At 44.3% G+C, this 24,923-nt stretch carries 21 protein-coding genes and 3 tRNA genes; all 24 read right to left on the reverse strand.

Annotated elements, in window-relative coordinates; all coding sequences use genetic code 11:
• Positions 1-21 precede the first annotated feature (21 nt).
• Positions 22-2,640, reverse strand: a complete 2,619-nt coding sequence (gene tssH / locus ACXAH2_RS15855) for a type VI secretion system ATPase TssH (RefSeq protein ID WP_475079840.1) — start codon at positions 2,638-2,640, stop codon at positions 22-24.
• Complete coding sequence (locus ACXAH2_RS15860; RefSeq protein WP_475079842.1) at positions 2,640-3,629, reverse strand: type VI secretion system baseplate subunit TssG; 990 nt, start codon at positions 3,627-3,629, stop codon at positions 2,640-2,642. The genes tssH and ACXAH2_RS15860 overlap by 1 nt, the downstream gene beginning before the upstream one ends.
• A complete protein-coding gene (tssF, locus tag ACXAH2_RS15865; protein ID WP_475079844.1) occupies positions 3,620-5,425 on the reverse strand; it encodes a type VI secretion system baseplate subunit TssF in 1,806 nt (601 codons plus the stop codon). The genes ACXAH2_RS15860 and tssF overlap by 10 nt, the downstream gene beginning before the upstream one ends.
• Positions 5,418-5,837, reverse strand: coding sequence for a type VI secretion system baseplate subunit TssE (gene tssE / locus ACXAH2_RS15870; protein ID WP_475079846.1), 420 nt, complete (start codon positions 5,835-5,837; stop codon positions 5,418-5,420). Before tssE ends, tssF begins: the two co-directional genes overlap by 8 nt.
• Positions 5,834-7,255: a type VI secretion system contractile sheath domain-containing protein gene (locus ACXAH2_RS15875; protein WP_475079847.1), complete on the reverse strand. Its 1,422-nt coding sequence runs from the start codon at positions 7,253-7,255 to the stop codon at positions 5,834-5,836. The genes tssE and ACXAH2_RS15875 overlap by 4 nt, the downstream gene beginning before the upstream one ends.
• A gap of 36 nt (positions 7,256-7,291) precedes the next feature.
• Positions 7,292-8,770: a type VI secretion system contractile sheath large subunit gene (tssC, locus tag ACXAH2_RS15880; protein WP_475079848.1), complete on the reverse strand. Its 1,479-nt coding sequence runs from the start codon at positions 8,768-8,770 to the stop codon at positions 7,292-7,294.
• A 2-nt stretch (positions 8,771-8,772) separates the two neighbouring features.
• Positions 8,773-9,270, reverse strand: a complete 498-nt coding sequence (gene tssB, locus ACXAH2_RS15885) for a type VI secretion system contractile sheath small subunit (RefSeq protein WP_475079850.1) — start codon at positions 9,268-9,270, stop codon at positions 8,773-8,775.
• A 23-nt stretch (positions 9,271-9,293) separates the two neighbouring features.
• Positions 9,294-9,818, reverse strand: a complete 525-nt coding sequence (locus ACXAH2_RS15890; protein ID WP_475079851.1) for an Hcp family type VI secretion system effector — start codon at positions 9,816-9,818, stop codon at positions 9,294-9,296.
• 52 nt (positions 9,819-9,870) lie between these two features.
• Positions 9,871-11,208, reverse strand: coding sequence for a type VI secretion system protein TssA (locus ACXAH2_RS15895; RefSeq protein WP_475079852.1), 1,338 nt, complete (start codon positions 11,206-11,208; stop codon positions 9,871-9,873).
• Between the two features lie 41 nt (positions 11,209-11,249).
• On the reverse strand, positions 11,250-12,317 hold the full coding sequence (locus ACXAH2_RS15900; RefSeq protein ID WP_475079854.1) for a hypothetical protein: 1,068 nt from the start codon (positions 12,315-12,317) through the stop codon (positions 11,250-11,252).
• Positions 12,318-12,380: 63 nt separating this feature from the next.
• Complete coding sequence (locus ACXAH2_RS15905) at positions 12,381-12,680, reverse strand: PAAR domain-containing protein (RefSeq protein ID WP_475079855.1); 300 nt, start codon at positions 12,678-12,680, stop codon at positions 12,381-12,383.
• Positions 12,681-12,704: 24 nt separating this feature from the next.
• Positions 12,705-13,283 carry a DUF6931 family protein gene (locus ACXAH2_RS15910; RefSeq protein WP_475079857.1) on the reverse strand — a complete coding sequence of 193 codons (579 nt, stop codon included), beginning with the start codon at positions 13,281-13,283 and terminating at the stop codon, positions 12,705-12,707.
• Positions 13,283-15,346, reverse strand: coding sequence for a type VI secretion system Vgr family protein (locus ACXAH2_RS15915; RefSeq protein WP_475079858.1), 2,064 nt, complete (start codon positions 15,344-15,346; stop codon positions 13,283-13,285). Before ACXAH2_RS15915 ends, ACXAH2_RS15910 begins: the two co-directional genes overlap by 1 nt.
• Positions 15,343-16,359, reverse strand: a complete 1,017-nt coding sequence (locus ACXAH2_RS15920) for an ABC transporter substrate-binding protein (RefSeq protein WP_475079860.1) — start codon at positions 16,357-16,359, stop codon at positions 15,343-15,345. Before ACXAH2_RS15920 ends, ACXAH2_RS15915 begins: the two co-directional genes overlap by 4 nt.
• Positions 16,356-18,449 carry an MFS transporter gene (locus ACXAH2_RS15925; protein WP_475079861.1) on the reverse strand — a complete coding sequence of 698 codons (2,094 nt, stop codon included), beginning with the start codon at positions 18,447-18,449 and terminating at the stop codon, positions 16,356-16,358. The genes ACXAH2_RS15920 and ACXAH2_RS15925 overlap by 4 nt, the downstream gene beginning before the upstream one ends.
• A 17-nt stretch (positions 18,450-18,466) precedes the next feature.
• Complete coding sequence (locus ACXAH2_RS15930) at positions 18,467-19,174, reverse strand: hypothetical protein (protein WP_475079863.1); 708 nt, start codon at positions 19,172-19,174, stop codon at positions 18,467-18,469.
• A gap of 405 nt (positions 19,175-19,579) precedes the next feature.
• Positions 19,580-19,666: transfer RNA gene (locus ACXAH2_RS15935), tRNA-Leu, on the reverse strand.
• A 9-nt stretch (positions 19,667-19,675) separates the two neighbouring features.
• A tRNA-Cys gene (locus ACXAH2_RS15940) sits at positions 19,676-19,749 on the reverse strand.
• A 21-nt stretch (positions 19,750-19,770) separates the two neighbouring features.
• A tRNA-Gly gene (locus ACXAH2_RS15945) sits at positions 19,771-19,845 on the reverse strand.
• Positions 19,846-19,941: 96 nt separating this feature from the next.
• On the reverse strand, positions 19,942-20,502 hold the full coding sequence (gene pgsA / locus ACXAH2_RS15950) for a CDP-diacylglycerol--glycerol-3-phosphate 3-phosphatidyltransferase (RefSeq protein ID WP_475079864.1): 561 nt from the start codon (positions 20,500-20,502) through the stop codon (positions 19,942-19,944).
• A gap of 51 nt (positions 20,503-20,553) precedes the next feature.
• Positions 20,554-22,377 carry an excinuclease ABC subunit UvrC gene (gene uvrC, locus ACXAH2_RS15955; RefSeq protein ID WP_475079866.1) on the reverse strand — a complete coding sequence of 608 codons (1,824 nt, stop codon included), beginning with the start codon at positions 22,375-22,377 and terminating at the stop codon, positions 20,554-20,556.
• Positions 22,378-22,392: 15 nt separating this feature from the next.
• On the reverse strand, positions 22,393-23,034 hold the full coding sequence (locus tag ACXAH2_RS15960) for a response regulator (protein WP_475079868.1): 642 nt from the start codon (positions 23,032-23,034) through the stop codon (positions 22,393-22,395).
• Positions 23,035-23,169: 135 nt separating this feature from the next.
• A complete protein-coding gene (locus tag ACXAH2_RS15965; RefSeq protein ID WP_475079869.1) occupies positions 23,170-23,934 on the reverse strand; it encodes a replication protein P in 765 nt (254 codons plus the stop codon).
• Positions 23,897-24,796, reverse strand: a complete 900-nt coding sequence (locus ACXAH2_RS15970) for a DnaT-like ssDNA-binding domain-containing protein (protein WP_475079871.1) — start codon at positions 24,794-24,796, stop codon at positions 23,897-23,899. The genes ACXAH2_RS15965 and ACXAH2_RS15970 overlap by 38 nt, the downstream gene beginning before the upstream one ends.
• Positions 24,797-24,923 lie beyond the last annotated feature (127 nt).

Genomic DNA, 24,923 nt, shown 5'->3' on the forward strand with positions numbered 1-24,923 from the left:
GGTAGCCTTTTCTCCAGTTTGTTATTCAATCACGAGCTCAAGCTCACCTGTTAAAGGCGCGACGCTGACAGTCACATTTTTTATTGGCAAGCCTTCGCTTAAACGTTGAATACACTCTTCCGCCAGTCTAGGCATCAAAGAACGATTAATGATTTGTTCAATCGCACGCCCCCCAGTAGTTGGGTCGGTATTACGCGATACCACGAAATCAACAAATGCCTCATCCCAATTGAATTCTGCCTTATATTTTTCGTTCAATTTCTTAGCGATACGGCGTAAGCTGATTTCTGTTATTTTACCCAGTTCTTCAGCATTCAACGGGTAGTAAGGCACAATCGTGGCTCGACCTAGGAACGCAGGTTTAAAATATTGTTGAAGGGCTGGCCGAATCTCTTCCACCAAGGTTTCATTAATTGGTCTCTCTTCAGACGCATCACAAATATCACAAATGGCCTGATCTGCCGCATTAGAGGTCATTACGATAATGGTGTTTTTAAAGTCAACGGTGCGACCCTCACTGTCCTTGATATGACCTTTATCAAAAATTTGATAAAACAAATCATGTACACCGGGATGCGCCTTTTCCATTTCATCCAACAATAACACTGAGTATGGGTTACGACGAATCGCCTCTGTCAGCACACCACCTTCACCAAAGCCAACATAACCAGCAGGTGAACCAAGCAACATAGAAATTTTGTGCTCTTCCTTAAACTCCGTCATATTGATAACGGTTAAATTATCGCCACCCCCAAAAACTTCATCAGCTAAAGCCATGGCTGTTTCAGTTTTACCGACACCACTTGGGCCACACATGAGGAAAACACCAACAGGTTTACGACTGTCAGTCAGGCCTGCACGAGAAATACGGATACTTTTAGCCAGCTCGCTGATGCCGGCTTTTTGACCAATCACTCGTTTGTGCAATGCCTCTTCCAATGACAGTAGTTCCGCAACTTCTCCCTTCACCATGTTACCCGCTGGAATTCCTGTCCAGCTTTCGATAACCGAAGCGATCACTTGGCTATCCACCAAAGCAAATACCAAAGGCTCTTCACCTTGTAACTCTGTCAATGCCTCCATTTTGGTTTGCAAAGCTGCTTGTTTAGAGGCATCAGTACCTTCTTTAAGGTTAGCCTCTATCTCTTCACTAAGAGCAGTAATCTCATCAACCAGCGCTTTTTCTTTTTCCCAACGAGTCATCAACTCTGCTAGGGCAGCTTCTTTTTCGGCCATACTCTCACGCAAAGCTTCACGGTCTTCGGCTTGTTCAGTCAAGACCGCATCCTCTACTTCAAAGGCCGCTAACTCACTGTTTAAATAACGGATTTGTTGCTCAAGTTGTTCTACTTTTTCTGGCTTAGCACCTTGTGTTAAAGCAATACGAGCACAGGACGTGTCTAATAAGCTGATCGCTTTATCTGGCAATTGACGGGCTGGTAAGTATCGAATAGATAGGTGAACAGCAGCTTCTAATGCATCCTCACGAATAAACACACCATGATGCTTACGAAGTGAGGCTGCAACGCCACGCAGCATTTGCATCGCGTCTTCGGCATTTGGCTCCTCCACTTTCACGACTTGGAAACGGCGAGTTAAGGCTGGGTCTTTTTCAAAATACTTTTTATATTCTGCCCAAGTTGTCGCAGCAATCGAACGAAACTCACCGCGAGCGAGCGCTGGCTTTAACAAGTTAGCAGCATCGTTTTGGCCAGCAGTACCACCCGCGCCAATTAGAGTATGCGCTTCATCAATAAAGACAATAATCGGGGTTTCCGAACTTTTCACTTCATTGATCACATCTTTCAAGCGATTCTCAAATTCGCCTTTAATACTGGCACCTGCTTGCAAAAGGCCAAGATCAAGAGAATGTATTTCTACCCCTTGAATAACAGGTGGCACTTCCCCTTCAACAATACGAAGCGCTAGACCCTCCACGACGGCTGTTTTACCAACGCCAGGTTCACCAACAAGGATTGGATTGTTTTGACGTTTACGACAAAGAATATCAATCGCTAGACGCACTTCACTATTACGCCCTGAAATAGGGTCAATCTTGCCATCACGAGCTTGTTGAGTCAGATTCACCGTGTACTTTTCGAGCGCCCCTCCAACGGTTGGAGCCACAGCATTTTCACCAGCAGCACCTGTTGCTGGAGCGCTAGTTGCCCCCCCTGCGACTTTTAATTGCGCAATATGCCCAGAAAGAGCTTCGGTCGACAGTGTTTGAAGTGATTCAAGAGAGAGTTTTTTCATACCAAAACTGTCTGCTTGAATTAAGACTTGAAGCAGGTGCAAACTGGTAATTTGACCATGTCCATAGTTTACCGAAGCAAGTAACCAAGCTTCTTCCATAGCCTCACTGACTGTCGCACTAATGGTGGGTTGGCCAGTCGCGCCTTTGGTCAATCGTTCGACTCGCGCGGTTAATTCTGTTAGTAAGCCATTAAGATCAACTTTCTGACGCTGTAAAAAAGCATGTAAATTGGCTTCTTTATTGGCAATAAGTTGAATAAACCAGTGCTCAACTTCAATCGCAGGCACAGTTTGTTTCATTGCTGCACCAGCGGCTTCTTCCAACGTATTCTTTAATTCTGGCTCGAGTTTTCCAACGAGATTTCCCAACTTGACCTGTGACATTAATATTTCTCCGATTGTAAGAGTATTTTGCGATACTGGGTTGACTGGCGCTCTGGTGCTAGACAATTTGTTTCGCCAAGACAAAAACTATGATTTCCAATCGATACAGCTGCAGATGTTAATACTGGTGCATCTATGTATTCCCGCTTTACATATAAATAAATTTTGGTCGTGATTCTTTCTCTAAAAAAAGAACGTACCAGCGTAGTTAAAGCATGGGAAAAATGACGGTTATTAAGCAGACCAAAATATTCTTTTCTAGAACGAGGTGTAATACTAACTTCTATGGCTTTAAAGGATTGCATACCATTTCTGCCAAGCAAAACGCCATTACCCAAATTATGATTTTGTCCTAATACATGGCCTAATCGAGTCTGATAAGCTGGGTTTATACGATACAACATGGCAGGAATCGCTCGTGGGCGAATGTCCAACGAAAAATAATCGCACAATAAGCCTTTTAGAGCAGACAAGCTGCGGCTTTTATTCGCTAATATCAAGCCATAGCGTAATCGACTAGGATCCTGAACTTGCGAATTATCGGTTGGCAATGAAAACATCAGCGAAAGAGCATTTTGCTGCGTCAACCTATTTAAGGTTTCACGGACCGCTACTTCTCTTTCTTCTCTCAGCATGAGACTTGAGGTACTTTCAACATAAGCAAGCAACTCATAGTAACGCTGATTAAAGACGCCTAAAAAGCGCTGCAACGCCTCGTCATCCTGGTGAAGACTGTGTAATAGTTCTGCGTACAGGTAATCAGGAATGACCCCTTTACAACCAGACAGCGCCTCTAACCCCAGTTTTAACTTTACCCCTTGGCTACTCTGTTCGACCGACATAATGTCGTTCGGTGATCCATGCGGCATGGGATCAGCATCTAACTGTAGCGACATGCCCTTTCGGGCACTCAATGTCGTCAGAATGCGCACAGCTTGCCCGAAATCAAAACGATACGATTGATTGATCAGCCTTTGCATCACAGACATATCTGACTCCCATGACACTTTTCAAACTCTATACCGGGGACATCGCTACCAAAACGCTCCACCTTAACTTGGATAAAGCGATCAAAGCTGCAATATTGCTGATAAAAACGATTCAACACACTACTCACGACCGCGAAATCAGACGCCAATAACTCATCATCAACTAACAGATTAACTTGTGTACCGGAAGCAAAAATACTTTGTCGATCAATGGTAAGGGGAGCGACAAGATGACGATAGTTGACTTGTTTAATCGCATCAGCAATTGCACACTTAGCACTGTGTGTACTCAATCTAAGGGTTTCTTGCAGTGCTTTGGTTGGGTCATCCGTTTGCGTCAAACTCGAAAAATTCGCATTGAGCATGGCAATAAAGCGCCATCCTAATTGATTATCCAAAGCAGGATATTGAGGAGCCGTTGGCGTTCGGACATTTGTTAATCCCCCTGGAAAATCCACTGCTGCTAGGGATTCTGCAGGCGAATAACTGGAGATGAGACAAGGTAAACGACCATTGCAAACATTTAAATTCATGGCCAGCACCACGGCATCCTGGTTTGCCACATTGCCACCAAAACTAACAGACATATCCATCATGCGACGGCCTTTTTCATCCCAGAATTGGCGTACTTGCCATTTGGGCGCACTGTCATCAAACCAGTAGCCACCCTCATACAATGGACTTAATGGCACTTCACCTGTCGGCAAGACTTCATAAACCTGTTCGACAGAAATCACCGTCAATTCATTATTTGCTTGGGTATCCGCCACAACCGGTATGGAGAGTTTGGTAAAATCGTAGCGCATGGGTTCACTACGCTGCTGATACAAGTTGATCCCAGGAGCTGTATTAAGCAAAAAAACGTTACGGTCGAAAAGCCTTAAAAATTCAACTGGCAATTGGCGTACAAAGAAGTTAAGGGTAACCGTATTGGAATCGAATTCAGACAACTCGTCCCATAGATGATCAATACGCAAATACGCCGCTTTATCAGGGTAAGCAAAATACTCCCGCAGTAAATCAAATCCAGCTTGATGATTGCCGTGGGTAGGCAACCAGTTAAACGTCAAATCTGCAGCCCTAGTATGCAATCGTCGAGGATCAATTTCCTTGTGTTTGCCATCTGCATCAAATAACGAAATGATTTCCGTATTCAACAAAAGTAAATCAATTAAACCTCGGGAGCTGTTCTCAAAGCCTCTTACGTAAAAATCAAAATGCCCTGATTGGATTTTTTCATTTTGCCCTGCCCCTTGAGTCAATTGCGAAAAAAACATGCCTGCATCACTGCAACTGAGTTCCACTTGCACAACAGAATCTGCACGACGTAGTGCTCTTGGTGCTGGAAAATTGAAAGGGGCTGATTCCGCTTGAATCTGCTTGATGATAAAGGGTTCAATAATCAGATCATCAGACAATGAAAAGAGACATTCTTCACCATTTACTTGTTGAGCAACATGAGACGCCTTGGGTAAGATGACCCTTTCTGTTATAGGATCCTCACTCAACTCAACCGTAAATGGCGTATAACTTGGCACAATTTGCAGGTACCCCGGATACAGAAGATTGAAAAGGTCCTGCAGAAAATCGGGAAACTGTTCGTCTAAGCGCTTTTCCGTTTTTGCCGTTAACAATGCCATGGCATCAATTAAGCGACTGATATTAGGATCCTCTTGGCCACTTTGATTAACACGCAAGGAGCTGGCATGATCTGGAAACTCTTTCGCAAAGGTATCTAACGCACGTCTCACATAAGCGAGCTCTCGCTCAAAATAACTTAACAATTGATCAGACAACTTCCTGTCCCTCCATTTTGGCAATCTGATTAGACAGACTGATATTGGAATCAAACAGAAAAACGTGACTACCATGCCCTGTGTCTACTTTGGCCATCAAAGAGAAACTCATGATATTTTTTGTTGGATCACTGTCTTCTAAAAACACACTAACCTCCGTCAGTCTGGGCTCAAAGGATCTCACCCATTTTTCAACGGACCGTGCAAACTGATCTTGATTTATTTGACTGCTGATGCTGTGAATACTATCCAAACCAAAACTAAAGTTTGACGATGCAACTTCCACAAATTCTTCAGGTAAAGTTCGCATGGGGGCTTCTGAATTAAGCAGAGCAGTAAGTTGATAGCGGATAGATTCGAATAACACATCCTGACTTGTCCCTTTGTCGATAAAGGTTCCCCAAAAACTCATGCACGGCCTCCTGCGTAAGCTGAAGAGTCAGTGCCAAGATCGGTAGACAACAAGACTTCACCGCACACATTGTCAAACTGGTATTGTGGCTGCACTAACACATTACAAGTGTAACGCCCCTGCTGCCCCTCGATCTCTTTGACTTCCACTCGCCCTTTGCTTAAAGGGTATTTGGCTAATGTTGCTTCATCAGCGTTAAAAAGATTGCTGGCATAACGGTCTAGCCAGTTATTAAGGAAGTTTTCACATTCCTCAGCGGTTTGGAAATTGCCTATCATGCCGCGAATCTGCACCTTAAGATAATGTGCAATACGACAAATCATCAAAGTCGTTTGAATCTGCCCCATCACAGCTTCACTGTCCTCTTTTCCGTGATCCCAAATGGAATTATTGCCACGGAAAAAGTACTTTTCAGTCGTTAAACTATGACATAAAGGAATAAAGCCTTGATCGGCGTAGAAATTCCCCATATCCGTAATAATTCGAATATCTGGACTGGGCGACAAGGTGGCGAAAGATCCTGTTCCTGTTGGCGGAACATTCACCAAAGCACCGTAATATTTATCCTGCCAACGGGATTTCATAAAACCAAACCAGTTAATTCGATTAAATTCGCGCAGGGCAATGCTGCCAAATAGAAATGAAGCATTCCCCAATAAACCAGGATTTGGCTCTTCTTCCTCAGTGAAAACCACACCAGAAAATGGCTGAGATTTATACTCTTCACGCAGTTTTACTTTCGGTAGCACTACCCCTAAAAAGCGAGAAACGGCTTGTTTTCGCAAATGCTGCCAAGCCACAAAGTCTGGACCATCGAGTATTTTCTTCACTCGCGTTGTATCTGACAACCAATCAGCCCCTTCTTCTCCGAAGAAATCGTCTGCCGGAGATAGAATAAATGGGCATAGACATAAATCTCCCAAATTCGCTAACAACTCTGCCGTATAAAGGTCGTCATAGTCGTTATCCAAATCGGTAGAAAGCGCATGATCTACAATGATCATACCAAACGGCTGACCACCAGAAGTATTTAGCTCTTTGTTCCCTATCAGGTTGTATAAAAAGGAACGACGGAGGGTCATGGCGTTATTTAATTCATATGAAAGCTCAGACCAAGATAAATCCAGTACCTTAATACGAACTTTTTGGTAGCTAACGGGCAAAGAAGTCAAAGCTTCAACTCCTCGCCACGCCGCTTCCAGTTGTTTAAAGTCTGGGTGATGAAGCAGCTTAGACACTTGCCGCGACACTCGCACATCAATTTCCGCAATCAGTCGAGAAACTGCCGCAAATAACGTATCGCGACTTAAGAGTATCTGTGGATCAAGATCAACTAAAAGCCCAAGTGCTTTCGCTAAAAAGCCCTGGTCTTCAGTATCTAAATCGCACAAATCTGATTGTATCTGCAAGCTCAGCATACTCTCACCCAACTTTAAACTCTCTGCTAATACTTATTAACCAGGGATCTTGGTTACCATGCGAACAGAAGTTGTCAACTCTTCCATTTGCAACCACGGGCGAAGGTGAGCAACAGCAGAGTAAGCGCCTGGACGACCAGGTTGCTCAACCACTTGGATTTGCGACTCACATAACGGTGTCTTAGAACGCTCAGCATTACCTACCGCACCTGAGTTGGTATATTGATCAATCCAAGTTTGTAGGTCTTTCTGAATGTCATTTGCTTCTAAGTTGGAACCCAGCATGTCGCGTCCCATTACCTTCAAATAGTGCGCAATGCGGCTACTTGCCATGATGTAAGGAAGACGAGCAGAGATCGCCGCATTACCTGTCGCATCAGGGTCAGCAAACACTTTTGGTTTCTGAGTAGTTTGGCTACCAATGAACACACCGTAGTTTGTGTTCTTGTAGTGAACTAGAGGTAAGAAGCCAAGATCGCTAAGCTCTTTCTCACGCTCATCCGTCAGGTTCACTTCAACAGGGCATTGTTGTTGAAGATCACCCGCTAATGACTTGTAAGTTAGGTTAGGTAGGTTTTCTACCTTACCACCGTTTTCAAGGCCACGGATCGCAGTACACCAACCAAATGCAGTAAACGCTTGGTTCATTTTTAGACCAAGGTCATAAGCCGCATTCGACCAAACTAGCTGAGAGTTGTCTTTTGGTTTTGGATTACCGTCCGCATCAACCGCGAGCTCTTCATAGTCAAACGCGTCTGTACCTAGACCTTTTGCTCCGTATGGAAGGCGAGACAAAGTTTGAGGAAGCGTTAGAACGACGTAACGGGAATCATCGCTTTCACGGAAAGCATTCCAAGAAGCGTACGCTGGGGAATCAAAACCAGCTCCAACTGGTTTGCCTTCATCAAATGTTTCGAAAGAGTCAAATTCGAACATTTGCGGATTCGCTGCCGCAACGAATGGAGCGTGGCTTGCCGCCGCGGTTTCACCCATATAGCGCAATAGAGCAACGTCTTCGTCTTTGTGAGAAAAGTTGTAGTCACCGATCAAAGCACCATAAGGTTCACCACCTGCTGTACCAAATTCTTTCTGATAAAGCGCATCAAACAATGGGCTACGATCAACTGCTGGCGCATCTTCGAATTGCTCTAGCAATTCATCTTTACTGAAATCAACCAGTTTGATTTTCAGTGTTCTACCTGTCTCACTTTCTTTAACAAGCTTATTCAAACCACGCCAAGAACCTTCCAGACGTTGGAACTCATCTTGCTGCATGATAGTAGAAAGTTGCTTAGACATTTGCTTGTCAATTTCAGCAATCGCGTTTTCAATGGTCTTGGTAACGTTTTTGTCCCAGGTAACCGTGCCATCCAAGGCTTGTTCTGCTAACACAGAGAATAACTCTTTGGTGGTATCGGCTGGCGTTTGAGTCGTTGCAGCGATAGCTCGATCCAACAGACTTGCAGAACCCGCTTCGGCTTCAGCACCGGTTTGATTTTCTAATTCTGCACTCATGATTATTCTCCTTTCTCAATGCCTAGTTCACTAGACAAAGCGTTGATTTGATCCGCGCTTTGAAGCACTTCTTTTAGAAGTTTTTCAAGATCGCGAGAGCGATCCGCTTTAGAAAGAAGTGTTTTTAATTGCTGGCGAGTTTCTGCCAATTTTTTCAGAGGTTCCACCTGATCAATCAAAGAATCAGGCTCGAAATCTTTCATTGAAGAGAAAGACAACGCCGCCTCAAACTGACTACCATCGTCGGATAAAGTGTTATCAACTTTCAGCTTCAGCTCTGGACCGACACGGTTTAGAACATGATCAAAGTTGTCTTTATCGATCTGATAGAAGGTACGATCCTCCAGCTCTTCACGATCTTCTTTGTGAGCAGAAAAATCCCCAATCACACCCATAACAAACGGGAGTTCTTTATTTTCAACTGCACCATTTGTTTCTACGTCATAGGTAATACTAACTCGGTTTTTACTGACACGTTTATGCTGCGAATTTAAGGCCACGTTGCTTCTCCTCGCTGTCTATTTTAATTAGCTTTTGACTCAAGCTTACCAGTAGTGCAATCAAACTTGACGGTATCGCCTTTTTCGATTTTGCCGCCGTCGCCTTCTTGGTAATACACTTTTGTCAAAGTGGTGTAAGTCAAAGTGAAATCTTCTGAAGGCAAGTTGCCGTCAGAACCTGAAATGTTGTAGCTCGCAATACGTGCTTTCTCTAGTGTGATAACGAGATAAGGATCTGCACCCGCTCCGTCACGTGAAGGCTTAGTCAATAGGATTTCAACTGTTTTACCTTCTGCACCCGGCGCAAATAGGAAAGTGGTTAGGTAAGGTGATGCACCATCAGAAATACGCGATGCACTGATTGCATCCAAAGACACCATGCCTTTATCCGCATTGTTTGCATTACCTACGTCAACACTGACACCGCGGTTTGCACCCCAATTCATAGTGTCGATAGCGAAAAAGCCTTTTTTGCCACCGATTTCACCAACGGTTGCTGCACCTTTGATATCGTTTAATCCATCAATACGCATGTAGATAGAAGCCATGAAATTACCCCTTAATTTTAAATGTCACTAAATGACGTTTGCTTGTTAAAAACTACCATTCAATTGCTGACAGACTGCTGCTTCCGCTGTCTGTTGGCGTTGAATTCTTTTCTTGTTGATGATTCGCTGGCATTGCCGACGCTGCCTGCCCTGTTGCTACTGCGGCCTTTGCTGAAGCAACAGGAGCTACCGTCGATAAGACAGCAGATTTAATATTGGCTTGATGCTCCACACTTTCTAGTCCAGCTAACTGCTCAATGCGTTGCTGAACCGAACCGTTATCACCCACCAGTTCCGCCAGCAACTCTGGCAAAGACAATCCACCCCAACGAATTGCACGCTTGAGTAGCATATAAATAGGGCTGTGCGGCTCTGTTTGCTTGAAGTAGTCTGCAATACTCTGTAATTGCGCCAAGGCTTGCTCCCTAGAGGCGACCGCACCCGCGCTGGAAAATGCTGCAACTGGAACACCACCTTCAGCAGCAACAGCAGCCTGAACAGGTGCCCCCGTAGAAGACTCAGCAGTCGTCTCATTCAGATCAGCAGAAGAGGATTCTTCTACTGGCACTTCTTCTGGCTCTGGATCCAATGGCCAACGATTGAATTGATCACCGACCAAATACTGAATTGCGTTTAATAAACGCTCTATTGAATCTTTAACAAAGCGGAAACTAATCGATTGTGCGCCTACGCTGAAACACTTCTCTCCAAGTGTTTTTTCCAGTTTAATCAGCGCTTCAAGCGCCTCACCGAGTGCTAAAATACGCTCCTCGATTTCTGCACGCTCGCCAGAGAACGAAGCAATCGCATTTTCCTTCAGTTGCGCTAATGTGCCGGATTTTTCAGCCTTAAAAAATACACCGTAATCTGTCTCACCAACCAAAGGCAGCATTTGCAGAGGCATGTATAAGAGACCACTTTCAGCCGTATCACCAACAAGCTGTAGAAGCGGCTTTACACGAAACTCAGCAACTTCTTTCGCTTGCGCTTCTTCGGATTCGCCCTTACGTTTCTTTTCCGGAAGACTTGGTTGCAACGTATCCCAGTTGGATTCAACGACGCTCTCGAATGCTGCCAAAGCGCCTGCTAGGCGTTTAAACGGATCATTTGAGAAAAGTTGAGAAACGGTAAACCATGAAAAAATCTCAACATCTTTGGAAACATCCTTTAGGCACTTATGGCATTCATCTGCCAAATTAGCCCAATTCTCCGAGTTTGCATTAACCGCTTCCGCGTCTTCTAGCGCATCAGGTGTTTCAATAAGCTGGCGAAAAGACGATTGCGCCATATTGAAGGCATTACGATAACCACGGTACAAAGTGCGATTATCTTTCAAATACTCGCCACTTGGCTGCTCTTCAGATATCGGATTAATTAACTCTTCAAACATGATCATTCCTTAAAAACAGAGGCCTCGAAAATGCCGCTCACTTATTTAGCGTGGAAGTCAGCAGCCACCCCGGTCACACCTGGAGCCGCTTGGCACTTAGTAAAATGTCCCCAGATCAAGCTAGACAAACGACCGATTGCCCATGCGCGAGCCGGACCACCTGTCATATCACTCTTGTCTTTAGCATCAAAAGAATAAGGACCGCCTCTTATAATCAGAGGTTTACCATCATTAACATAATCATAGGGATTTACCGCTGCTGCAGCTGCAGCGGCGGGAGCAGCGGAATCGGCTTGACCTCCTGATGCAGAAGCTGCATTAGGCTTTTTCTTCATCTGTTGGGCCATTTTGAACTCAGTCGATAGCATTTTTGACATGATATCTGTTGCCCACTTAATCTCTTCGTTACCTTTGGAAAGACTGCGACATTGCGTTAACGCTGTTCTGAGCTTGTTACCAACTTTGCCTTTGATATCACTCGGGATAACGATTTCGCATTTGGGATCTGCTGGAGAGAATCTTTGAACGCCTTCAACTCTCGCAAGACGTGAAATATTGTAGAAAGCATGACCATAGCGCTTACCGCGGTCCATTTGTTTAGCATTTAACTGCAACTCGACGATATGCGGAATCATTTGCCCTTTAAACTTAATCATTACCTGTAGGAAAAACTTAACATCCTTATAGGAATCAATGTCATCCGCCCCTTTTGTCCACAAATCTTTCACAGCTGGTGTCTGCTTATCTTGTAACGCCATGTACTCTGGGGTGTTATAAATATAATCGCGAAAAGCCATCATTTGCGCGACTGTCGAAAATACAATACTGGCACGCGCAATATCTTTAACGAGAATGGGCGTTTTGTCGGCTTTGATATCTTTTGTTTCATCATTCCAATCTTTAATGCCACATTTTTCGCAAATACGCTGCCTTGATTTATTCGGCACACGTTTATAAACAATCGCTTTGCCAGATTCGTTCTCGACATTGTTCGATAACATTTGCATGAAGGATTCAAGTTTCACTTTTGCTTCTTTTGCTTGCTCCATCAGCTCTTCAATCTGGGCTCTTGGTTTATCTAGACTTGCAAAAGTAGATTGTGCAATCACAGCTGGATTCGTATAAAGTGTTGGCATTTCTGCTGTCTCCATTAAATCTTATAAACTTTTCTCTTAACCACCGATCTGAACGGTAGGCGCTCCAACAACAATGGATCCACCGTGTGCGGTCGTATCTCCCATACGAGCCGCCGGCATTTTACTGACCATTACCGTGGAACTACCTTTTACTATGCTGTCCGGCGGTCCCACACATACGCACATGTCTCCCATTTTCGCTGCGGGCAATTTGCAAATCAGCACAGTCGGCGCCCCCGGGCTGGAAATCGGCCCACCCACATGTGGAATTGGCGGCGTACCCGGGGTTTGCATCGGGCAAGTGTGCATATCCGTTAAGCGTGCAGCACATGGCATAGTCTTTCCCCGTTTCTATTCATTTCAGTTATTCGCATCAACCGCTCCCGTTCCACCATTGGCTAGGTCGAACGCTGAACGGAAAATATCTTGATAAAACCTTTTATAACCATCCCATTCGGGAAGAGCGGCTGCCGTATTGATGGCTCCACCTACCGCTTTGGCATACAAAAACTCAGCAGGCATAACAATGGGGTTCTCAATCGGGGCAATGCTGCCAGCTCCACTCCAAAAAACTGCCATTCCCAACCATTTTGCAGCGCTTTCATTCGGCAGTTTTTCTATCTGAATTTCGATTTGCCGACGCAGTGGCTCGGTTGGACTTTTTACCCAAGCCAACGAGGCTTCTAACACTTGTTTTTCGAGTGGATTTAACACCTCTGCTCTTTTACTCACTCCGATACACGCCCACCAAATCGACTCTCGCATCGGCAAGGCATGCGCCCAAAAATTGGCCAAATCAATGTTGGCTTCCGCTTTCGTTAACAGCTCAATCAACACTTGCGGCGTGCTCTTTGGATCAACCAATTCATGCATTTCGTCTGACAAGTCAAAATGCTTCAAGATAGGAGCAATACTTTGGAAGGGCACTTTTTTCATCATCAATTCACCATCACCACGCCGCCTTTTACGGTCGTCGCTCCGCTGGCTGACAATTCCGCTGTGGCACTACCTTTAACCGTTGCCCCGACGTCGCCTTGCATGGTGCAATTCAAGCCCTTTATGGTCACACCTGTTGTTCCTTTCGCACTCAAGCTTGTTCCAGCCTGAAGGGACATTGAAGTACCGCCTTTTGCAGTAAACCCAGCATCCGACTTAATTGACACAGAAGTACCAGACTGGCTCAAACTACCGCCGTCGACAGACACCTTAGAGCTACCTGAAATTTCGACCGTTCCACTGGAAATCTCAATTTTGCTGCTGGTCATTACAATTTCACTGCTTCCCACTTTTAAGGTGATTTTGCTGTCCCCTTCGAGGGTAATTTCTTTGCCTTTCTCTGTGATATTTTCTGTTGCAGTAAGACTGTAGTTCTTTTCCGTTTTAACGGTGATATCTTCTTTGGCAGTTAAACTGTGAGCTTTTTCTACGGTTTGCTTAATGTTCTTAGAAACAGCAAGCGACATCTCACCGCCTACGGTTTCGGTATGGTCATTGACAACTTCGCTAGTAAAGTCTTTAGCGGCATGCATATAGAAAGCTTCTTTGTCTTTCTTATCGTCAAACCGAATCTCATTGGACTCACCAACCAACTTGGTCTTGACACCACTTTGTGTCGTATTGGCTGTAGGATATGGAGGTTTATTGGCGTTGTTGTAAACACTAGACACCACGACGGGTTGATCTGGGTCGCCATTGATAAAGCTAACAAGCACTTCCTGTCCCGCTCTGGGTAAAAACTGCATACCGTAACTGCTTCCTGCCATTCCTTGAGCAACCCTTACCCAACAACTGGTTTTATCTCCTGTCTCTGGGTCCCAATGAAATTTAATACGAACACGACCCGATGCGTCATTCGCCGGTTCGCCGTCTTTACTGCCCGCAACAACAGCGGATTGAAGACCATGAACGACAGGCTTTTCCTGCATTGTGGGATAACTTTGTTGATCTTCCGGTATGCAGATTAAGGAACTATCAACTTTCATCCCCGCATTGCCATTTTCACTGAATTCGTAACTAACTTTGGAAACCAAGTAGTTACCTTTATCACTGCTATTCGGATGAGAGTTCAGCTTAAGATAATGACCAACACACAGGTCGACAGACTCGGTCTCAGCAAACACTTTGTGATAACCGGAATCCAATTGCCCACGTTGAATATCTGCAATGGATGAGGCGAGGTCGGTGTAAGCCCCTGTTTTACTTGCAGTTGGATAAACGTACTCGGTTAATTTTGTGTTCCCAGAGACTGAATATTTGGTTTTCTTCGCTTTACTCGTTATCAGCTTCGCCTGGTTGTAATCGTACGCCGTCAATTCGACAGAGGCACTGTGAAACGCATGCTCTCGTTGCCATTTGTTTAAAACTTCGTAGTCTCCCGTTGGCGCAGCCGCATAATCAAGCGTCGCTGTATCATCCTTAGCGAAAGGCTTCGATGCGTCTTGCAGATACAAGGTGTCTGCTTTGCTATCTTTTCCGAAATAGAAGTGAACGCCTTCCTCAGCGAGCAACCGAATGACAAAATCAAAATCGGATTCGTTGAACTGCACGCAGTATTCACGCTTAGTTGAAGGCATGCTTTTAACACTGTAGTTTCCTTTGAAACCTAAGTCATCAAAAATGGAAGTCACAATGGCTTGGGTCGTTTGCTCTTGAAAAACACGACATTGACGAGAATGTTTAAGTAAGAAAAGCCACGGCTTAACGGTCAATTTGATCGTGTAGTAGGTGGAATCGATACGTTGAGATTGAGCTTGCGCTTTGACGACATAGCCCTTGAACTGACGCGCGCTGGAACGACTTGTCCCGACAATACTGTAGACATCACACGATATTTCTTCACCAATCCAATCAGAAGGTGATGATTTAGATACTAAGACATCAACCACCCATTCATAAGATTCACTTAGCGACTCTTCAACTAAGAGGTTTGCTGCAACAAACTCAGTATTACCTGAGTCCTTGACAACAAGATAGCTGCCGCTTGGGTCGATCAGTTCATTCATTTCTGAGCATCCTTACCGTCAACATTGACCAGATCCGCAAATCTGAGCAACTGAATGGGAGGATAAAGCTGCATTTTACGGGCCACCGCCATATTTATAGACATGGAGTAGCTGCTTAATTCCGCGATGGGTAAATTCCCCGGCAGGGCATTTTCAAAGAGAATTTTCTTAGCCTGATTCGCTGCCAGCTGACCAACTAAATAATACTTATTAGACACAGAAATTAGGGCAGACGAATCTGTCACCATTGAATCGTATGGACTTGCCACTGGCAGACCATGCTTTACCGCAGCTTCCGTAAAAGCATCACTGTTGGTCTGGTTATAAGAACTTGAACCAACGTAAACAACATCCACGCCTTGCGCCGCAAGTTCCGCCATCTTGGTATCAAACTGATTAGGCAAAGGGACATCGAAACTGTCCAATTGGTAGGTCGCCTTCACCACTTCAAAATCCATTTCCTTAGATAAGTGTTCTAGCTTCTGCGTATTCAGTACGGAATTTAATTCCGCCGCAGAGAACAATACCCCAACTTTTTTGACTGGAAAATATTCGCGCATCGCCTTAATTTGAACATCTTCACTGATACGATTCCGAATCCCTGCAACACTTGCACGACCACTCTTATGTTGAGATTCAATAATGTCGGCACCTAACGGATCGGCCACTATCATAAACATCACCGGGATATCACCCAGCTTAGTACTTTCACCGTACTCACTTCGTGTGCCAATGATTGCTTTGCTGACACTGGTTCCCCATGTCACAACCAAATCTGGATCTAAGGTTTTTGCTTCTTCTAACAAGCCAGCTAATTTAGTTCGATCACGGTTAGCATTACGGACAATAATGTCAACATCCTCTCCCTTTAAGTAGTCATGAAAACCCTGACAAGCTTCTTCACAACCACGCCAAACTGTCATAAACACCGTCTTTTTTTCATCAAATTTTTGTGACGCAAAAGCCTGAGACAAAAACACGACATAGCAGATTGCAAAAACGATTTGTTTCATACCTCAACCTCCTTATTGTCCTGCGAGGAAGGAGATCTAAGAAAAATCAAAGTACAAATACCAGCCAATACAATACCAACACCGACAATCGCCATCGCCTGACCAAAATCGTACATGGACAATAGGAAGGCCACTATAATTGGCCCTAACACACTACCAATACGCTCAGATGTTCGGAGAATACCAAGCACTTCAGTTCTCCCAACTTCTGGTGTGTTTTCGGATGCTTCCAACGCACATGCAATCAATGGCGCTTTAAGAATAGAGTGCGCAATCCCCATCAAAGTCACAGCTAAAAGAATCTTCAACAAGGATGCTTCACCATAAAGCGAAATCAGAATCACACCAGAAAGTATGGTGCCAAGCACAACTAGCTCGCGCATTTTCTTGGTCTTATCCGCTATACCAGATGCAATTGGACTGATAGGAATAATGATCAATGAGTAAATCATCATGATTCGACCAATTTCAGATTGGCTTGCATCTAGAGAAACAAGATACAAAGGCACCATAAAATACAAAAAACCAGTCAACACAATCTTCGCTGGGATAGCACAACAAATAACGACCGCAACAAAACGAACATTGCGTGCCAGGTATTTAAGTCCACCTTTTTTGCCAGCCGCTTTCTTAGCACCAGAAACGCCACCTTGAAACATTCGCCAAGCAAGCAATCCAGCAAAACAAGATAAGACAGCTGAAATTAGGAAGACTGGTTGATAGCCAACACGATCAGCGATAATCGCACCAAGTGCCGTACCACACATAGTCGCGGTCATTAGTACACCAACGAAGATTGCCATACCCTTAGCACGATTTTCAGAAGTGACCACAGCGGCGATATAGCTTTGACAACTGATGGTAATCACAGCATAACCGAGTGCGGTAATACCTCGAGAGATCACAATATCCACACTATCATTCGCAAACGCACAACCAAGATAACCGCCAATAGCAGGTATCAAGCCTAATAGAAATAGATTTTTTTGCCCCCAACGATCCACCCACTTAGCAGCGAAAGGCGTACAGGCAGCAATCACAAACATAAAGACAGAGATAGGCAGCCCTAACATGACATCTTTAGAGATCCATGAATTGGGTTCATAAAACTCTGCGACAAACAAAGGCATAAAGGATTTTTGCAATTCTTCGGCAAACGAAAAGACGAACAAAGGAATTCGGGCATCCACAATATCGCCTTTTTTTATCCCCAAACTGGTCTGCAGTTTAAATCGATCAGCAATGTTCTTAAGATTATCAATGGCTTTATTTTGCTCAGTGGACAAACGCTTTAACAGACGACTAAAGCGCCCTTGTAGCTCTTTCGAATCCTCATTTAATCGACCTGCAAATGAGCCAATCGCGCCATGTGCAGGTACCGCTTCGTTAACCGAAAAATCTCCTGCGATTTGACGTTTCAAGATCGATTCGGATTCTTCCAGTGGTCCTGAGATATAAAACATCACCACAACCATGACCACTTCAAAACAAACTAACAAAACCGCCACTAACACAATGGCAATATCAAAGAAAATATCCGTTAGCTGAGACTGAACATAAGTTGAACTCAACCCAACATAAACCGCACTGTTTTCTACCCCCTCATTGTCGAGATCAAGTCGATAAATATCATCCTGATTTTGCTCGTCACTTCTTAAGAAAGAAGGCATAAGCATGGGCAACTCATTAGCAACAACAGCTAATCGTTCCAAGAATGGAGCATTCAAGTATCGAGCAGAGTTTTGCTCAAAAGCCGCATTGTCAACATTATCTAGGTTTGCTACCTGACCAACCGAATACAATACAGAGCCATTGTCAGTGACAGCAATAAAGGTAAGTTCTGGATATTTAGAAATGGTGTTATAAAGATAACTATCCATGCCTCGAATTTGCTCAAACGGCACACCAGCTGTTACGGCCAGCCCAACATCGTCATGAATAACCTGTGCAATGGCATTAGCCTTTTTTAACAACTCAGGCTTAACAGAGAAATTAAACTCAACCAAGGTATAAATAGCGCTCAAAATGGAGGCCAAAAATGCGCTGATCACAGTGATCAAAATAAGACGACTATTGATCAGGCTAGCCATGCTCTTAACCTTATTATTCATCGTCTTGCTTCACCTTCTTCGACAGAGCTCTTAGACAATTTTTTGATACGCTCAAGCTCTTCAGAAACATGAAATTTCATTTTCTCACTCTGTCTTATCTGCTGAGCAATATTGTGCGACATTGAACCTTGCTCAACGCCGTCCAAGGCTTTTCTCTCACCCAATGAATAGCCGTGAATTAGCTTGATGACATTGGCAACATCAGCAAAACCAAAGCGAATAATGAGGAATACGATCAAAGCAGAGACAAGGAAAATCAAAATAGTCGCTTCCAACAAATGCAAACGTACTAAAGCATACATACCGAACAAGGCCGATTTGTCATATTCAATTACTATGCTGCCGGATAGGGCGCCAAAACTACTGGTAATTTGCAAACCGCTAAAGAGTTCAGAATCATTACTAAAGGTCCACTTCGCCTCATTCGATTTCAGAGCGCGGCGCACAACATCTTCAGAAATAGGAACATTTGCCTCACCTTCAGCGCGAGACTGATAGACCAAATTACCCTGCTGATCGATGAGCGATATGGACAAAACATTCGGCTCACGCAAACGGGAACGATCAATTTGCTCTTTCACGTTGTCTGCAGATTGATAAGAAATGCCTAAGCGTTCAGCACGCTTTATTGAGTTTTCAAGAGACGCGGAAATCACTTCAAGTTTTGAAGACACCACATTCGACATCAGGCTATCGAACTTCATGTAATTCATTAGATACAGAAGGCTTAATACAGACAGCAAGATTAGCCATACGGTAATGACCAATCTCAAATGTACTTCAAAAAAAGCCCTCATTACTAAATATCTCCAGAGCAATATCTATAATTAAAATCAGCAATAAAATGAAGATTATGAGTGAATTTTGCATTAAATATGCATTTTTAAGACTGAAAATGTGCAAATGTATATTTTCAGGAATCTTTGCGACCTAAAGCAGCAGCTGGAAATCATTCAAGTTAAGCTGGTTCAACACAGATACCTAAGTGCCAAACGAGAGAATGAAATATGAAACGAATCGCTCTTTTTGTGGTACAAAGAAATTGATCTGAAAAATCGTTATAAAGAGAAGAATTGAGAAAGGTGCAGAAACAAAAAAGGCACCATAAATGGTGCCCGGGACCGGAATCGAACCGGTACGATATTTCTATCGCAAGATTTTAAGTCTTGTGTGTCTACCAATTTCACCACCCGGGCAATCTGATATGGAGGCCGGAGTCGGAATCGAACCGGCGTTCACGGAGTTGCAGTCCGCTGCATGACCACTCTGCCATCCGGCCTTTATCAGACGTCTTAAGAAATGGAGCGGGAAACGAGGCTCGAACTCGCGACCCCAACCTTGGCAAGGTTGTGCTCTACCACTGAGCTATTCCCGCGTCTCAAAAGACGGTGCTTATTCTATGTATTTGAGCTTTCACGTCAAGGAAAATTTCTAAATAAATAACTAACTTAGACACTTTTCCCAATTCTGATTAGTTTTCGCTCGATTCCTTCGCCATGAGTTCTGGCCAGGCGGCTTTCAAATAAACATACATAGACCAAAGAGTAAGCAAGGCGGCTGCAATCAATACCGCTTCACCTAGATGGGCAATCACGCTATCAGGACGAGAGCCAAGCAAAATAAAGATGGCTAACATCTGCATGGCCGTTTTTAGTTTGCCAATATATGACACCGCCACACTGGCACGTTTACCCATTTCCGCCATCCACTCACGCAGTGCGGAAATAACAATTTCTCGCCCCACAATGACGGCACTGGCAAGGGTCATCAAGGGATTGGCGTAACTGGCCACCAACAGCACCAAGGCAATAGATACCATAAGCTTGTCGGCCACCGGATCAAAGAAAGCACCGAAAGCTGAGGTCTGATTGAGCTTACGCGCCAAATAGCCGTCTAACCAGTCAGTGATGGCCGCCAAAGCAAAGATGATGGCACAAGTATAGTAACGCCCTTCCCAAGGCAAATAATAAATAATCACCAGTACTGGAATCATCAAAATACGGAAAGACGTCAGTATGTTTGGTATGTTCATTCTAAATCCAATTTATGCAGGGACACAAATCCCCAGTAAAACAAAGAATTATTAACTTTTATGTAGATGCAGATAAATTTCTTCCGCTTTCTTGGCACTAATGCCTCTTACTTTCGCTATGTCTTCCTGACTGGCAGACAACAATTCCTGATAACCTCCAAAGGCCGTCAGTAATTCTTTACGCCGATTTGGTCCGATACCTGGAATGTCTTCTAATACAGAATGACGCCGTTTTTTATCACGACGTCGGCGATGACTCTTCACTGCAAAACGGTGGGCTTCATCACGAATATGTTGAATCAAATGCAATGCCGCCGAATCAGGTGGCAACACCACCTCATCTTCTTTTGAGCCTATGTATAAGGTCTCTAAACCGGGTTTACGCGTATCTCCCTTAGCCACGCCCAAGAGGAAAATATCCACCAAACCAAGCTCGGCCAATACCGCTTCCGCTTGACTCAATTGACCTTTACCACCGTCAATCAAGAGCACATCTGGCGCTGGATTTTCGCCACTTTTCACCCGCTTATAACGACGTGTTAGCGCTTGTTTCATGGCTGCATAATCATCACCCGCTTCCACCCCTTCAATATTAAATGAGCGGTAGCGTTTTTTATCTGGTCCTTCCGGCCCAAACACCACACAAGAAGCCACCGTAGCTTCACCGCTGGAATGACTAATATCGAAACATTCCATGTGAACAGGTGGTTGTGCAAAGCCTAACAATTTTTGCAAAGCAGTTATACGGCTAAAGTGGTTTCTTTTGTCTGTTAATCGCGCCTGCAAGCCTTGCTCAGCATTTAATTTCGCCAAATCCAGCCAGCGTGCCCTTTGGCCACGTACATTGACAGCAATTTCTACTTTTTTGCCTGTGGTTTCCAAAATACCTTCAACCAAGGCCTCAAGATCCTCTACTTCATGGCTTAGAATCAAGGCTTTGGGCAATTCCTGTGCACCGCCCAAATAAAATTGTGCGATAAAGGAGGACAACAACTCTCCTGCCGATATTTCCAACGGCATTTTGGGATAATGGCTCTTACTGCCCACCACTTTACCGTTACGTACCATCATCACATGCACACATAAGCCACCAGGTTGAATGATGGAAGCTAAAATATCGGCTTCACCGGATTGCCCATGAACATGCTGCTGCTCTTGAATATGCTTGAGCTGAATCATTTGATCACGCAGCTCAGCCGCACGCTCAAACTCCATTTCCTCTGCCGCTTGATGCATTTGTGTTGAGATTTCTTCGGTCAGCTCTTTATTACGGCCTTGCAAGAACATTTTGGCGTGACGCACATCGGCATCGTATTCTTGGTCACTAATTAAGCCGACACAGGGCCCGGAACAACGTTTAATTTGATATTGCAAACAAGGACGCGAGCGATTGGCATAAGTGCTGTCTTCACATTGTCGCACCTTAAATACCTTTTGCATGGTATTCAGGCTTTCTCTTACCGCCGTGCCACTTGGGAACGGACCATATAAAGCCCCCTGCTTGGACTGATCACCACGACGGAACAACAATGCCGGATGCTGATGACTCGAAAGCAAAATATAAGGGTAGGATTTATCATCCCTAAGCAAGATGTTGTAAGGCGGTCTATGTTGCTTAATCAAGGTTTGTTCAAGCAACAAAGCTTCGGTTTCACTCTTGGTAACCGCGATTTCAATATGATGAATACGGCTCACCAAGGCCATGGTTTTAGTGGTTAATCCCGTGGCACGAAAATAACTGGCGACACGATTTTTAAGATTTTTTGCTTTACCGACATACAATAGTTCGCCTTGACTATCATACATCCGATATACACCAGGGCGCGTTGTCAGATGAGTGACAAAGTGTTTCGCATCAAATTCCGAATGGCTCAAACCAACCTCGTTGACCTAACCCATTCCAAGCACACTGTAACGCACGGCAAGATGAATCAATTCCACATCACTGTCGATGTTTAATTTGGTAAAGATGCGAGTTTTATAAGTACTGACGGTTTTTGGACTGACATTCAAATGCTCGGCGATTTCACTGGATTTTTTACAATCCACTATCATTTGCGCCACTTGCAGTTCACGATCCGATAATTCTCCCAGCGGAGAACCTTGCTCATCAATGGAAAACTTAGACAAAGCCATACGCTGCGCTATGTCTTTAGAAATATAATGCTCGCCCTTAGCTACCATGCTAATAGCATCCAACAATTCTGAAGAATTTGTCCCCTTAGTAACATAGCCTGAAGCCCCCGCTTCGAGCAGCTTCACAGGATAAAGATTGTCATCCAAAGCGGTTAAGGCAATGACCTTAGTTTTCGGTAGGATTCGTTTAATTTCTTTGGTAGCACCCAAGCCTCCAATGCCTGGCATATGCACATCCATTAAGACAATATCAGGTGTCGTCACACGCGACCTTGCAATGGCTTCTTCACCACTGTGTACTACACCCACCACTTCTACATTTTTAACGTCCTGTAAAACGAGGCTAATTCCTTGGCTGACCACATCATGATCATCCACAATTAACACTTTCAACATAGCTACCCCAGATATTTTTCAATACAGGTTTCGTTAATCCAATAGGCTTATAACAACGCGCATCGAGAAATTTGTCAATAAACACAAAGCCATATTTTTTGTTTCGCTACCAAGTCGTTTACTGAACTCAACCAATCAGTTAGGTAAACTGCCCTGATAACCAAGAGATTCCAACTTCATCTGGCTCTGCTCGCGATAGCGCTTACGAATACCAGAACCCAATGTTTTTTGGGTGTAATACAAAAGTGGCGCAATATCCTCTTCCGTCATGTTTATTGCTTGTGCAATCTGTTCAACAAGATTTGCCACATCAAATGTATGCTTATCCTCAATCATCACCACTTGTGGTACATGCAAATGTTCACCAGCAATGACTCGATCAATCATTTTCACATAAGCCTGCTCAAACAAAGGCCAAGTTATCCGTTCTTCTTCTGATTTCAGCTTATACCATCCGGTATCGGCAGCAGCGAAATACACCGCTGGATGACTCCAAGCAAAGGTCAAAGGATCCACACGACAAGCGCAGGCTTGCAAATAAGCAGAACGAGGATCAATCAAGCCATAGGCTTTGTAAGCGGTATTAATCAGTTTCAGAAACTCAGAGATGGTTGGCGGCCAAGCATAAGTTTCCTTGGTGCGTTCCACTGCATAAGCCAATAACGGTTCCTGAAAACCTTTTAGCGCTATGGCCCATTCTCGCTTAGCCAGCTTAACCTCATCCGGAGTACTGTAGGCGGAAGCAAATTTGTGCGTATAAATGGCTTTAAAACGCGCGAACAGCATATTCACCAAAACACGAGTTTGTTGCTCCGCTTCCGATGAAGCAGAATCTCGCGTTGCCCCCTGCTTACTGGTGTAATCACCAGTCTGTGTCGTGGATGTTGCTGAGGGCGTCACTAACTTGTTCTCGAGAGGTTTTAGTAAATGTTGAACTGTCTGAGGTTCCTTCATATGAAGACCGATCCGATTGTTTATATTGCCACTGACGTTTTACGTATTTGAAAAATTCACTGTTCCACGTTCTAACATTTTTGCGCTGCTCCTTAATGCGCAATAAAAATTCTGTCTGCAACTCAACAGCGAATTCCCGTGAAATACCCGCTTGCTGAATTTGCTCGAAAGTCGCTTCTTCTGGTTGCCATTGGTCTGGCTGACGCGCTCTTTCCTTCTGTTCAAGGTACAAATCAAAATCCGTTACACCACGACGATCTTTGCTAACGGCTGGCGAAGCATCATATTGCCTTATCGGCGCTTGGGTTGAGTATGTTTTTGCTTGCGGTGTGAACTCAGCATTCTTTTGTCTTGATGCTCTATGCAAGCGATCCATTTTTTCCATCAAGGCATCGTCTTTAGCATGCGTAGATACATGTGCTGAATCCGCCTGAATGTCATGATTTACATAGCTCGCTTGTTGAGGGTTTGGCGTCACCCTATGAGCAGAAGCCACATGATCAGCAACGGCATCACGATTAACGGTATAAGCGTTGACTTTATGCCCGGTCAATTGCACTTCAATCATGTCATTTTGACGCTGAAAGTTCAGCAACTGCCCCACTTGCAAACTACCCAACACCCGCATCAAGATGGGCGCAGTCCAAAAAGACAACTGGCCACTAAGCACTCGCACATCCAATCTTAATACTTGTGTATTTTGCGCATAACATTGCTGCTGCAAATACGTCAGCAACACCGTTTCCTCTAAACCGATTTGCGCAGCCATGGAAAAGGAGATGGGTAAGGAATAATCGTGTTCCAACATATCACTCACTTAAACAATATGGTTACCTAGTTTATCAAAAGCCTATTACATAAGCACGAACAGTACACAAGTATTAACAATATTGAGATAATCCTGCTAGCCTAAGCCCTGCTAAGCCTAGGGAAGG

It is taken from the genome of Marinomonas sp. ABL3_031 (genome assembly GCF_056161265.1).